Raw genomic sequence first — 14,992 nt, 5'->3', positions numbered from 1 at the left:
TTCTTTTCATCACCTAAAAACTAAGATATAAAACCTACCTTAAAAAAGCCATTGCCACTCCCCCATCAACGTTTAAAATATTACCTGTAGATTTGTTTAGTAAGCCACCAACATGTGCAAAACAAGCATTTGCAATGTCTTCTGGTAGAATAATCTCATTTAACAAAGTACGCTTTGCATAGTACGCCGGTAACTCCTCGATCTTTATACCGTATGCCTTAGCACGACCTGCGGCCCATCCACCTGCCCAAATATTACTATCAGAAATTACAGCATCCGGATTCACTACATTTACTCGAATTTTTGCTGCCCCTAATTCAGCGGCACTTAAACGGCTCATGTGCAATTGGGCCCCCTTTGCACTACCGTAACCAATATTATTTGGACCACTTACTAAAGCATTTTTACTTACAATATTGACGATATCACCACCGATATTTTGTGCTTTTAAGATAGCTGTTGATGCCTGAGTTACCAGAAACTGACCTTTAACTAAAACATCATATAAAAGATCCCAATCTTCTTGCGTATGGTCCTCGATCGTTTTAGAAATGGATAACCCCGCATTATTAACGACAATGTCAATCCCACCAAAAGCTAGTACAGCATCATTGAGCGCATGTTTTATCTGTTCCTCATTAGTGACATCGAGCAATGTCGTCATAACCGCATCTCTACCAAACGCTTCTACAAATTCTTCCTCGCATGATGCAAGCCGATCAGCATTGATATCATTTAACACAACAACAGCACCTTCTTGCGCCATCTTCCTTGCAATCGCCTTTCCAATCCCACCACCACTACCCGTTACGAGTACAATCTTACCTGATAATGCTTTTGATTTTGGCATACGTTGTAATTTTGCCTCTTCCAATAGCCAGTATTCAATATCAAAAGCTTCCTGACTTGGCAAAGCAGTATATTCACTTACCGCTTCAGCACCTTTCATTACATTAATTGCATTAATATAAAATTCAGCAGCCACACGAGCAGTTTGTTTATCCTTTGCAAACGAGAACAATCCAACACCGGGATATAAAACAATAACGGGGTTTTTATCCCGAATAGCAGGGCTATTTTCATGTTTACAACTGTCATAATACTGTTCATACATCTCTCGATATCCTGCAAACAAAGGCTCCAATTTTCTTTTAACCTCCGCTACATTGTCTAAACATTCAGATTTATCTAAATTTAGTACTAAGGGCTGGATTTTAGTTCTTAAAAAATGATCCGGACAGCTTGTCCCTAATGGTGCCAATCGGTCCAGATCGTTTGAATTGATAAATTCTAAAACACGTTCATCGTCTGTAAAATGTCCGATCATATGGCGTTCACTTGAGCAAAATCCCCGCAAAATAGGAGCTAATTTTACGACTTGCGCATTTCTTTCTGCTTTTCTAAGACTTACCATTTTCTGGCTGCCAAACACGTTATTCTTCTTACCATAACTTTGTTCAAGGTAGGTGGCACAAGTCTCAATAACATCCAAAGAATTAATATAACAATCGTAAGCAGTGTCTCCCCAAGTAAACAAGCCATGAGATCCCAACATAATACCCTTGATACCAGGATTTGCTTCTAAACAGGCTTTTAATTGTAAACCTAAATCAAAACCAGGACGTTGCCAATCAACCCAACCGATCGATCCTTTGAACAATTCAGCAGTGATACTTTTCCCATCTTTAGAAGCTGCAATTGCAATTGCGGCATCTGGATGTAAATGGTCAATATGCTTAAATGGTAAAAATCCGTGCAAGGGCGTATCAATAGAAGGCGCCTTAGAGCTTAAATCAAAAATACAATGATTAAATAGTGCGACCATTTCATCCTCATATTCGATTCCTCTATACACATTTTCAAGATTACGTAAGCGCTGAAGATATAATGCTGCAAGCCCTGACTTCTTCAGCGTGCCGATATCTCCGCCAGACCCCTTTATCCACATGACTTCAACACTTTCATCAGTAAGTGGATCTTTCTCCAAAACTTTACAAGAAGTATTCCCACCTCCATAATTAGTAATTCTTAGATCGGCGCCTAGAATATTTGAACGATATAATAATAAAGCAACTTCATCACCTTGCAATGATTGCGCTATTTTATCGTCCCACAAATAATTTACATGTTTGTATGTTTTCACTGCTATATATATTAAATTAATTTTCTAAAGTTCTTGCAAACCCTACGACACAAATAGAAATTATGATTGTCGCTATGCCTGCAATTATAGATCGATATGCCATTCTATTCACGCCCTTCCACTCATTTAATATAATTCCCCAAGCATTTGAAATTAAAATAATGAACGCCATGTGAAGAATCCAAGAACTGGCACCATTACCCAATCGACTCTCACCCATACCATAAAAAAAGAACTGTAAATACCACATTGTACCTGCCAAAGCACAAAAAAGTAAATTCTTTACTTTTGGTACATTGGATTTAGTATAGTCTGAAAAAGTTCTATTTTTAATTAGGAGATAGACGCACCATATAAAATTTGTAGTAAAACCTCCCCAAAGGATAATGATATAAGTCACATTATTTTGATAAAGAAATTCTCCACTGTTCGAATTACTATTTTTCCATATGGAATTTGCAACATTAGCAAGCGGTTTACCTGCTTCGATACCAAAATTGAAACAAGCACTAAGTACACCAGAAATGATCGCAACGATAATACCCAGAGTAAAATTGTAATCAGTCCTTGCGTCCTTAGAAAGAGTCGCAAGACTTTTCTCTTTTGAAACACCTGCCCGACCGCACAGCACAACACCCATAAGACAAATTAATAAACCTATCAATATGCAAGTTCCTGATTGAGTCGTAAAAAAATAGTTGACTCCATGCTTATCCACTGTGGGGTAAAAAAAATAATAAAGACTTGGCATCAGCGAACCAAAGACCATACTTAAGCCCAAAATAATACTGCTGCCTAAGGAAACACCAAGATAACGTATCCCTAGACCATAGGTAAGTCCACCTATACCCCATAACAATCCAAATAAAAAAGTATAATATAAAGTAGCTGCCTGGGCATTGCTGATAATCTCCCAAAAATTAGGAATAGTTAACCATGCTGCAAATGGTGGTACAATAATCCAAGAAAATAGACCACCTAGGATCCACATGGATTCCCATGACCATCCTTCAACTTTCTTATAAGGCACATAAAAACTTCCTGACGCAAAACCGCCTATGAAATGAAATAAAACTCCGAAAACAGCATTCATATTTATCTTTTTAGGTATTGTACATAAACTAAATTACAAGATTAAAATAGGTAAACTGTTATGGACTGTTATGCATAAATACAGAGATTATAGCCAACAGATATTTCATGATTTAGAAGCAAAAGGTCAATTTTCAATGTGTGGAAAATTGACCTTTTGCATATTATTATTAAAATAATAAAACTAGATTATTTATATCCTAAATTTTGTTTAAGTCCTTCCCCTTCTTTGTTATTTAATTGAATTTCACTCAATGGGATTGGAAGCAAAATATTATAATCTTGGAAACCACTGGTTATTTTATTTGCCGGTCCCTGATCACCATTTAAAGCAATACGTTCTTTGAGTTTATTTGTTCTCACCAAAGTCATTCTACGATTTTCTTCTGAAATCAACTCACGGGCACGTTCATCAAGAATAAAATCGATGGTCATATTTGATGCGAGAACCTTTCCTAAAGTGGTGTTTCCAGATTGAATACGCGTATCTTTAAAAGAACGATCTCTCAACTTATTGATATCTTCAGCTGCTCCGCCGAGATTATTTTGTCGAAGACGTGCCTCTGCCCTTAATAGATAAGTTTCTCCAAACCTCATTACTGGCCAATCTTTGATCAATGCATAGCCAAAATCATCCAGCGGATCATATCCCCCCCATTTTGTTGGAAAAGGATACCAGACTTCCAAACTATCGGCACGAAATGGAATAACCCGATCTCCTGTTTTTATAGTAATATCTTTGACCCCCGCTCCCTTAGCAACACGATAACCATCTGCATCTACACCGATTTCTGTACTCCATGGTGTTACTACAGCATTATTGACGGTCATATTAGGCCGATTATAATTTGTGGTACGACGGATATTATAATTGCTATTCCGAATATCACCCTGAAGTCCTTTCCAGACCGTATATTTCATAAAATTGCTTAATCTCAATCGTCCGTTACCTCTTCCTCCAAGAGAATCAGCATTCACCATGCCATCCCATTTATGGTATGAAGGTTGCCATATTCTACGATGCTGAGGATTATCGATGGTTCCACCGTTAACTTCACGATTCAATTCAACTTCGAAAGTCCATATTGCTTCTGTATTTCCTTGAGCACGGCGCATATTACCCTGTCTAAACAGATCACGAAAAGCATCACCACCTTGATTTAAATATTTACCATATCGCGTATCAATCAATTTATAACTACCGCTCTCTATGATCGCCGTTGCCATGGCTTCTGCTTTAGCAAAATAAGCAGGATCTCTCATTCCAATACGTAGGAAGGCTTCAGCAGCCAACTGCCTAGCCATATCTTTATTGATCCTGCTCGGAGCAGCGGCTTGTCCGACAGCTGCCAATTCTTTCACCGCATATTCAAGATCATCTGAAATAACCTGATCCACCTCTACTGTAGAATTTCGGACATAATTGAACGTTGGAATTTTAACAGATGTTGTCAATAATGGAACATCACCCCATAGTGTTACCAACATGTTATAAGCATAAGCTCTGAAAAATCTTGCCTCTGCGGCAGCCTTTGGATTAGTGTCCCCAACCGCCTCGATGATACTATTTGCATTGTTTATAAATTCATAGCAGCGTTGCCATAAATAGCCCACACCGCCATTTTCTGGATTTAGATCAGCATATTGATAAAAAGGATTCTCTACTCCTTCAGTAGAACCAGCACTTGCAATATCAGTACCGATCTGCCAACACGATAAAAAACCTTGACGGCCACTATATCCCCATAATTGTCCAAAAGTTGCATGTAAACCTAAAACTCTATTTTCGATCGTCGAGGGATCACTATTTCCAGCTTCATAACTAGAATAAGGCTTTTCATCGAGAAAATTCTTACTACAAGATGCCGATCCTAATAAAAAGACTGCAACTACAGGTAATAACTTATTTTGAATATTCATTGTTTTTTTCATCAGTATATATTATTTATTAGCGATGATGAAGCTATCATGAGCAGTATTCATCTTTCTTTGTGCACATTTACTCATGATGGTTTCATGATTTCATTAAAAGGTTAAATTAAATCCAAGTACATAAGTGCGAACCATCGGATAATTCAGGTTATCATTTGCAGATCCACGGGTGATATCTCGAGCTTCAGGATCCCAACCGATCCAATTGGTCCACGTATATAGGTTTCGACCGCTTACATAAATCGTAGCACCATTAATGCCTAATTTATTGAATGTATGTTGCGGCATGTTATAACTTATCGTCACATCTTTCAACCGCGTAAAACTTGCATTTGATGGAAATCCATAACCATATACATTGGAACGGTTACTCAAGGAACGCCACTCGTTACTTTTATTTTCAGGAGTCCAATAGCCCAATTCTGCTGGTGTACTTTTTCGTCCCATTTCATCTGCTGCCGAACCGATCTGTGGATTATTGCGTAGTGCACCTTGAACCGTGTTTATAAAAACATTTAAAGTAAACGCTTTATATCCGAACGTATTGGTAAGTCCAGCGGTCCATTTCGGAGCAGTTTGTCCCAATACCGAGCGGTCGTCTTCGTTGATTAAACCATCGCCATTCAGATCCGCTAATTTTACACTTCCAGCTTCAGCCCGTTCATCCCATCCCTTATTCGCTCCAGCCTTTATTTCATCTTCCTGCCAGATACCCACTTTAGTAAAATCATAGATCACACCAAGCGGATGCCCAATGAACCATCTATTGCCTAAATCCTCCTTACCATCGCCATAAACTTCTACAATCTTATTTTTGTTACGGGAGTAGACCAATGTAGTAGACCAATTAAAATCATTTTTAACGATATTTTTAGTGTTCAATGTAAGATCTATACCTGTATTAGACACTTTCCCAAGATTGGAGAAGACCTCTGCAAAACCAGTAAGCCTTGGAAGGCGTTGTAATAATAGCATATCATAAGAATTGGTTTTATACACATCGATACTTCCACTTAGCCTATTTTTGAATAATCCAAAGTCAATACCTGTATTCAATCCCTTCGTTTTTTCCCACTCCAAATTATCATTCCCCATTCTCGTACGAATATTTAAAGCGGTGTTCGATAAGCCATTCAGTGCGATGGTACTTGCATCCATCAAGGAAAGCGTTTGATATATACCAATAGCTTCATTTCCTGATATACCATAAGATATTCTCCATTTCAAATTATCCACCACATCTTTGACACCACTCATGAACAACTCATTGTGTATGTTCCAAGCCGCGGCGAAAGATGGAAATACGCCATACTTACTATTTTTACTAAAAACAGATGCGCCATCGCGACGTACAGTCGCTGTAAATAAATAACGGCTATCATAAGAGTAGTTTATTCTACCCATCTGAGAGATGGAACGATACAGATCTGCCTGAGAAGATACTTTTTGAGTAGTCGCTGCACCAAGATTTCCCCATTCCAAAGCATCATTAGGAAATACTTCTCCAGTAGCAATAGCTTGTTGCCAATACTTACTTTTTGAGGCATACAATCCTGTGAAATCAATATGATGCTTACCAAAATCCTTCGTGTATGTTAATATATTCTCCAATGTATAGGACTGCGATTCACTGTTGGTGATACGGCCCATGCCTGCAAAATTATAAACACTCTCACCTTCATATTCATTATTACGAATAGGAACGTAAGAATATCCGGCGTTGAGTTTATATTTTAAACCTGCCAGCGGTTTGTAAAGCTCCCCAAAATTAAGATCTGCATAACCATTTAAGGAGATATTAAATTGACGACGTTCTGGATTTAAAGTCGTTGGCAAAAGTGGATTGGTCCAAAGCTGTTCCGAATACATCGGAAACTGAGTTAGTGAACCATCTTCATTATACATCTTAGCATAAGGGCTCATTGCTGCTGCTTGTAATAAACTCGCACGACCACCGTCTTTATTATGTGCAACGATAAAAGAAGATGTACCTACCGATAAATATTTTGTCGGTTTAAAATCAGTATTGGTCCGAAACGAATAACGCTTATAATTATAACCTAAAAGTACACCCTTTTGATCGAGATAATCTCCAGAAACAAAGTATTTTGCATTCTCACTTCCACCTGATAAGCTGACATTGTGATTCTGGATCACACCTGTTTGCATCACTGCATCCAACCAATCAGTAGTCACGCCATTGGTATAGTTATCAAACTCAAACTGATTGCGCACTGGGCCACCATTATATAGCGTACCATTATTAATGCGGGCATATTCAGCATAACGTTTTAAAAGCTCTTCGCCAGACACCGGTTTAAGGATATGCGCGACATTTTCGACTCCGCCATATCCACTATAACGAATACGGGGAGTTCCAGATGTACCGCGTTTTGTAGTGATCAAAATAACACCATTAGAACCGTTCACACCATAAATCGCAACAGCTGATGGATCTTTCAATATTTCGACCGACTCAATATCATTGGGATTGATATCATTAATAGAGCCATCAGTCCTTGATAAAGGAATGCCATCAACAACAAGATAAGGCTCTGATGTTGCAGTGATCGAATTTTTACCACGAACTTGAACAGATGGTGCGTCTCCAGGAATAGAAGATGCCTGTGAAACAGTCACATTTGATACTGCTCCTTGTATGGCCTGCATAACATTTGTTACCGGAATTTTTGATAATCGATCTTTTGGCACTGATGCCACAGAACCCGTAACATCCGATCTCTTTTGTGTTCCGTATCCGACAACAACTAATTCGTCAAGTACATTTTCAAATGGAACAAGCGTAACCTCAACAACTCCCCCCTGAGGTACAATAACCTCCTTTTCCTGATATCCGACCGAGGAAATGATCAAAGTATTTCCGGGATTAGCTTGAATGGTAAAGCTACCGACGGTATTTGTTTGTGTACTGACCGAACTTCCTTTTACTTTAACGGTAATGTTGCTTATGGTTTTTCCTGTAGAAGAGTCTCGAATAGTTCCCTTTATGGAAGTTGCTTGACCATAAGTAGTCATCGCTATTAAAAATAAACTGTTTAATAGCAAGGTGCTTTTTGCGTATTTATTGCAATAGTGGGTTAACATAATTTACAATTGGTTTTTAGATTAGAATTACTATTTTATTCCATTTATTATAGGACCATACCTTTATCCTATAATCCCCCTAAAGGTTGATTTCAACTTGATCCCATCATCGTATAGTTTATATTTTTGTTTATAATTGGTACTTAGCAAACTCAAGAAGATCGTTCGCTAAAATTCCATTGGTTAGGAAGAGAAGCACTCTTGTTGCGCTATTTTCCAATTCCCTCTAGGTCAAAATTATAGCGGATTCGCTTATAAACGGTTTGAAATCGATTCAATAAGGTTGAAAATCTATTCAGGAGTCATAATAATTCACTAAAACTCAATAAAAAGCAAAAACCATTTTATTTAAGAGATGCCTTGGGGACATTTTAAATAAAATGGTTTTAAAAATTTTGTTGCGATATATACTAGCTCTTGCGCAGTAGCATTATCTCTTTTCTCTAAATACTTAAAATAGATTATTAACCATAACTACCTTCAATATAGATCATTATATTCACCATTACACTTTTCACTTGCAAAATATTGATAAGGTTATTATTGTTGATCTGTGGATATCAAATTCAAGGCTTGATAACGACCATTTTTCCTACTAATTCCTACTTGATTCAGCTTTTGGTTCAATTTTTTTATTGGGAATAATTCATCATTAGTCCATTTTTCGCCCGATTTTTTCCATAACATAAGTGTCGCAAACAATTGCTTTTGATTTGCAATTGTGTTTGCTTTTAAATTCAGGACTTTACTCGTTTCAGAAACTGGGTTTAAACCTGCTGCACTTACTATCTCCACCTCTTCCCAGCCCTCAACAGGAACAACAGCTAACTGATACTGCCCATTGTCAATAATACTTGCTGTCCATTTTTTATATTTAATTTGATGCTCAACAATTACTCTATCTTCATATTGTGGCAATGCGTAGTGTCCCAACCGTAGCGCAATAGATTTTTGACTATATACCTGATCCACACGCAAGATTCCGTTAGGAAGTATAATATCTGCAAGTTGTAATCTGATGGTAGAATCCGAAGCTAATACAGCGTCCCTGTAATAAATATCATCCTGATAGCCTATGAATTTATAACGGCGAAGTGACTCCCATTTATTCCCACCAATTTGAAACATATAGTTCATTGATACTTCACCGTTCTTTCCATCCGCTTGCCAAGGAAATGCACTATTATAAGCCAGTTTATTATAATTCTCCGTTCCCTGATAATAGCCGATAGTTTTACTATCACACCAAGCCCTGATCTCTGATGCCCCAATTCCAGCATAATCAGTAATCAAAATTTCAGCACCAGGAGCAAGCTTATTCAACACCTTCGCTTTTGGTATCTCGCTCTCCCAAGAACCTAAATTTTCATTTGATGTCCAAAATATATTATCGTCAGGAATGAGCAATCCTAAAAATATTTTACCCAACCAAAAAGCACTTCCCCTACAGCTGTATTCCTGCACGGCAGGTTCAAATGCACCATAAAAACCAAGTGTGGGAATACCTTCAGATAAAAAATCAGGCTGTTTCAGAAATTGTAGCAGTGTTCCTGATGCAATTCTTCGCATCCATCCATAATTGATACTTTGATCCTCAAGAAATCCCATCAGTGGAAAAGGAACAGCAGCTCCCATGCGATAGGCAATACTTCTCCCCCACATAATCATTTCGCCATCCTTACTGAACATATAAGGATAATGACCGACCATTTCTCTTAAATGAGTTCTGAACTTCTTCGCATAATCTGGATACAGCTCATCGCCATAATAGGTAGCCCATAAAGTTCCGTACATCTGATATCCCCACATACTATAATAATCATAATAAGGCTGGTCATTATACCAACCATTCCCCTTATAATCAGATAAACATTTCTCCAACAATTCCTTTAAATAATCTTCACGTATCGAGTAACCTTTACTCTTAAAAAAGCTTAAAATCATGACATTAAAAAAACGCCAATTCATATCAATAGTAGGTCCGTTACCATAACTTAAGAGTGTATGCGCTAAAGTATCTTTTTTCTCCTGTGATAGCGGATCCCATAAAATTTCGGGAGCGGCCATAAGAGATACGGCCAAACCACCAAATTCAACAAGCTTTTGACTTGGTCCTCCTTTTTTGGGTAAAGGTGGAATGAAACTTGTCGAATTTGGATTCACTAATTGCGTGATCTGATGCCGGTAATAATCGGCAATCTTTAGACCACCAATTTTATAGTCGGGATTTTCCTTCATCAAAGGCAAAGCAATAAACAGAGTCCTACAAAGTCCTTCCAACCGTTCTGTTTCCGTATGACCGCCGTCTCTAGGATAACTACGTCCTGGTTGTTTAGGAAACTCCATCGGGCTATCCAGATTACTGACGTAACTAAAGGCCCCCTTTAAAAGATATTCGGCTGCATCTAACCAATGTTGACGGTTCATACCGGTATAGGGACTGAGATTCAGATCTGGATTTTTGACTTTAAAAACAGCATCTCTTGTCCCTTGTCCGAACATATCCATGGGATAGGATACAATGAATATGAAGCAGGACATAAACCCAAACATGTATTTTTTCATAATTAATGTTTGATTATATTTTTTATTGCCTCGAGACTAGGCGTCCATTCAATAACCCTGACCTTACTTGGACCAGATTCTAAAAGTCCTTCTCCATCCTTTTGATCAGTAGCTTGAACAAATAGTGATAATCGCCCCTTGTTTCGCCACATCTCAGTATCATAACTGGGTTCCCATGCTCCTAATGGTTCATTATTCAAATCAAATAGTTGATAATTGTTATCCGTCACCTTATTTAAGTTCAAGACAGAAGCTCGACCTAATCTTTCCTTATCCCGGAACAAGAGCATGACAGCAACCCTGTCTCCTTTCCCTTTAACCATTAATTGTGGTCTCGCTATAGGTATTTCTTTTGTTCCATGTCCACTCAAACTGAAAGACATTTTTCTAAAATCAAAAGAACGGACTTCCCAAGCACCTTTCCTATAATAAATAAGTTTATATTGAGGAATTGTAGAACCTGCAGCCCGCCAATAAGTCGCAATAAATGGATTCCCATCATCATCTGCAGCCATCGATGTTTGATTAATCAGTTCACTGTTTTGAGGAATACGCACCGCATATTCCGCTGTTGATTCCTGTATAGGTAATGTATATTGAGCTCCAGTAGTAGACTCCCAAGTGAGCCCTCCATCCTTAGAACAAGCATATGCCATATCATGATTACTGGCTACATCGGGACTTTCTCGCCATACCCAAGATAAATGTATCGTTCCTTGGTTGTCGACATATGCCTGCCAATAAGCATTTCGTTTCCCTTCTCCATCGATTAAATTACGATGCAGTCTAGTCCATTTTTTATTCTGGGGATCATAATTATTCATAACAAGATTTCCTGATCCAGAACCGCCATCACGATAAAGAAATAATAATGAACCATCTGGCATTTTAAAAAATTCAGGATAAGTCACATACTGTTCATCCTTCCCGATCATAGACTGCTCAGGTCCTAAGTCCAGTGTATGCGGCTGTTTTGTCCGAGCATATCGCAACTGACCATTATGATGATCCCAACAAACATGTAAATATCCATCTCCATCAATCATGATACTGATAATATTATGTGCATCCTGAGCTCTGCCCGAATATTCGGTAACCTGTAGCCGCCAGCTCTTCTCATTTAGTTTCCTCTTTCCCAATACCACCTGTCCTTTGTCGTTATAGTAGGCTATGTATTGAAACTGGGCGTCACTAACGAGAGAATTTTTTCGAAAAACAGCTGTATTGACCGTATTCTTAGCCCAACCGTCTCCGACTTCCATGACCTGAAGCTGCTTGCTTTGCGAAAAACAGAAATTTAAGGAAAGGATAAGATAAAAATGAATTACTCCAACTGTACAAAATGTTATTAATCTCATGACTCTTATCTATTATTGAATAACCTTACTTTGATCTTTTTTCCAGTCTTGTCCAGACCAAATACGCTTCGAACTCCATTCTTCTTCTTTGGAAGTCCAAAAACTATCCGTTTCAGAAAGTCCAAGAGGTAAAAAAATAGTACTGCATAAATATGGACTTCCTTGATTGTTATAAAAATCCCCTAATCCGGGCTGATCTCCATATAAACCAATAGTTAACCAGTTTTGATGATAAGTTGATGGGCTTTCAAATGTTTTCTTCATAACGGCAGATAAAGCGGCGCGAACTTGTCCTTCCGTTAACTCTTTGGGTAATCTCTTTTTCAATGCCATATCTGCCAGGTGATGAAATGCTGCTCCACGATAAATTACTGACCGACCCGATGGTGGAAAAGTCCCATCTGTATTAATCAACCTTTCCAATATAATGGCATATCGTTGGTTTCGTAATTTAATTTTTGCAAACATGCTATCATAATTTTTAGTCTTTTGCTCGATGACATCCATAATTCCGGATAAAAAAGGATGAATGACATAACTATTATAATAATCATATGCGTAATGAGGACCATCCATATACATCCCATCTCCAACATACCATTGTTCCAGTTGTTGTAAAGCATAATCCACTCGCATAACATCCCAACTTGTACTGTACTGGGCTAAAAAAGCTTCATTCATAGCAGAAAAAAGTAACCAATTGGAAAACACCGGTCTGAATTGACGTGTCGTTTTGATAGCCTCAATCAAATGACCTTGGGTTACAGGATCCAGATGATCCCATAACCAAGGACAACGCAAAAAAGCAACTGAAATAAATGAGGCATCCACTAATTGCTGCCCACCTAGATCAAAACGCATAAAATCATTTGCATTACTATCCAAGGCATTTTTTAAGGCTTGAATAGTCCAATTGCGATATTGTTTTCTCAATGCTTGCTCTTCTTCCGAACCATCATTCAAAGCCAACCAAGGCGATATTCCGCTTAAAACTCGACCTAATACCTCTACATATTGTACTTGAATGCGATGTTCTTTATTGTCAACTGCAACAGAAGTAATTTGAGGCATATTGATCTTTAAACTGTCATGAGCCAGACTACGCATAACCGGTCTTGCCATACGATCCATCTCCTTTAGCCAAAAGCCTCTTGAAGTTTCTTTCCATGCCATAGGATTTCTCTTCTGTCCATATGTAACAGCGACGAAGCATATGAATATCCATAATGTCCATACATTTTTCATCATTACTCGCTTAAATATCTATACATTTCAACACCTGCCAATAAAAATGCTCCGACACCGAATGGCGATGTTGAATGGGCATCAACCACTTGACCCGGTATGGCCTTTTCTCCTATAGGCTGAATATAACCTACTTTTCCATCACGCTGTAAAGCAATAGTACTTAAATAATACCATCCTTTTTTTGCAGCACCCTCAAATTCCTTTTTGTTCAGAATACCATTATTAATGCCCCAAAGAAGTCCATAAGTAAAGAATGCCGTTCCACTGGATTCTTTACCGGGTGCATGTTCTGGATCCAACATACTTCTCGTCCAGAAACCCTCCTTCTGTTGACACGCTACAATAGCATCGGCCATATCTTGAAAACGTTTTACATAATGTTTATAATGAGCATTGTCTTTGGGTAGATCTTGTAGCACTTTTGCTAATCCTGCAAATACCCAACCATCACCTCTTGCCCAAAAGTCTTTTTTTCCATGAGCAGTCTTATGTTTTGGATAAACGTATTTCGCATCCCTATAATACAATTTTTCATCCTTATCATACATGATACCATCTGCATACTCCAAATATTCATGAAGTTTTTCTAAATAGAGCGGGTTTTTAGTTAAATTGTACATCTTAGTCATCACGGGCATAACCATATACAGTCCATCTGCCCACCACCAGTAATCATGATGTTTGGAATGAATTTGATAATTCATCACTTCTTGCGCTCGAGCTATCTTGTAAGCTTTAGGAGCGATATGATAAAGATCAATATACGTTTGAAAACAGATCTGCCAATCGCCAAATAACACATAGTCATCGGTCTCCCCATAGCTATATTTCCAATCCGCTTTATCAGTTGATTTTGCACCCTTCCATTCATTAAAATCTGCCCAATCTTCGGTATATTTTAAGAAGTTTTTATTTTTAAACTCTTTATAAAACTCCATATTACCACTGTGATAAGCGGCTTGATCCCAAAATGCCCAAACTTGAGGCTTATGATGGGTCTGCCAATATTGATTCGCAACATTCAATTGGGCCAAAACATCACTCTTTTTAAAGTCTTGTCCAAAGACAGAATAAGTAATCAGAAGAAAATAAACAAGAACGTATTTGTGCATATCTTAAAATTTTAAGGTTTAAAAAATCCAATCAACAGGGTTTAGCAGATGTAAATATGATTGAAGATTGGTTATCCAAATCTAGATAAAATCAATACAGTCGATGTTTAATTTTAGTTTATTCAACATACAAAATGGGATCATTTTATGATTATAGCCATTGATTACATGTTTCTTTTGACTAAAAACGCATTTTTAAGGAGCTTTTGATAAAAAAGAGACACAAACAAGAAAGTAATCAATTTCTAAAATAAATGTTTATATTACATTTATTTTAAATAACATTCTATATCTTTAAAGAAGATACCAATTTGAATCTGACTTTTTGAACCATTTAGATGCTCAAGTAAGACGGAAAAAATGAGCTATTTAAAGCTAACCATTATTGATTAAGGAATTAAATTAAGTTTCCCTTTTTTCTTGTGTTATTTAATTCA

8 protein-coding genes are annotated in these 14,992 nt (G+C 37.6%); all 8 read right to left on the bottom strand.

All coding sequences use genetic code 11. From position 1 onward, the window contains the following. Positions 1–34: 34 nt before the first annotated feature. The 8 genes from JAZ75_RS09785 to JAZ75_RS09750 all read right to left on the bottom strand — a co-directional run bounded on the left by JAZ75_RS09785 (position 35) and on the right by JAZ75_RS09750 (position 14,555). Positions 35–2,143 carry a bifunctional aldolase/short-chain dehydrogenase gene (locus JAZ75_RS09785; protein WP_208701523.1) on the bottom strand — a complete coding sequence of 703 codons (2,109 nt, stop codon included), beginning with the start codon at positions 2,141–2,143 and terminating at the stop codon, positions 35–37. A gap of 16 nt (positions 2,144–2,159) precedes the next feature. Further along, positions 2,160–3,236, bottom strand: coding sequence for an L-rhamnose/proton symporter RhaT (rhaT, locus tag JAZ75_RS09780; RefSeq protein WP_208701521.1), 1,077 nt, complete (start codon positions 3,234–3,236; stop codon positions 2,160–2,162). Between the two features lie 188 nt (positions 3,237–3,424). Continuing rightward, positions 3,425–5,167 carry a RagB/SusD family nutrient uptake outer membrane protein gene (locus tag JAZ75_RS09775; RefSeq protein ID WP_208701519.1) on the bottom strand — a complete coding sequence of 581 codons (1,743 nt, stop codon included), beginning with the start codon at positions 5,165–5,167 and terminating at the stop codon, positions 3,425–3,427. A gap of 93 nt (positions 5,168–5,260) precedes the next feature. Beyond that, complete coding sequence (locus JAZ75_RS09770; RefSeq protein ID WP_208701517.1) at positions 5,261–8,272, bottom strand: SusC/RagA family TonB-linked outer membrane protein; 3,012 nt, start codon at positions 8,270–8,272, stop codon at positions 5,261–5,263. A 540-nt stretch (positions 8,273–8,812) separates the two neighbouring features. Then, the gene (locus tag JAZ75_RS09765) at positions 8,813–10,837 is read right to left on the bottom strand and encodes a DUF2264 domain-containing protein (RefSeq protein WP_208701515.1); all 2,025 of its coding nucleotides are present in this window, start codon (positions 10,835–10,837) and stop codon (positions 8,813–8,815) included. 2 nt (positions 10,838–10,839) lie between these two features. Further along, positions 10,840–12,195 carry a BNR repeat-containing protein gene (locus JAZ75_RS09760; protein WP_208701512.1) on the bottom strand — a complete coding sequence of 452 codons (1,356 nt, stop codon included), beginning with the start codon at positions 12,193–12,195 and terminating at the stop codon, positions 10,840–10,842. 12 nt (positions 12,196–12,207) lie between these two features. Further along, positions 12,208–13,443, bottom strand: coding sequence for a DUF2264 domain-containing protein (locus JAZ75_RS09755; protein WP_208701510.1), 1,236 nt, complete (start codon positions 13,441–13,443; stop codon positions 12,208–12,210). Next, on the bottom strand, positions 13,443–14,555 hold the full coding sequence (locus JAZ75_RS09750) for a glycoside hydrolase family 88 protein (RefSeq protein WP_208701508.1): 1,113 nt from the start codon (positions 14,553–14,555) through the stop codon (positions 13,443–13,445). Before JAZ75_RS09750 ends, JAZ75_RS09755 begins: the two co-directional genes overlap by 1 nt. Between the last annotated feature and the right edge of the window lie 437 nt (positions 14,556–14,992).

Source organism: Sphingobacterium sp. UDSM-2020, from assembly GCF_016132525.1.
Lineage (GTDB): Bacteria > Bacteroidota > Bacteroidia > Sphingobacteriales > Sphingobacteriaceae > Sphingobacterium > Sphingobacterium anhuiense.
Note: the sequence above shows the minus strand (reverse complement) of the source record. Positions and strands in the feature narration are given on the sequence as shown.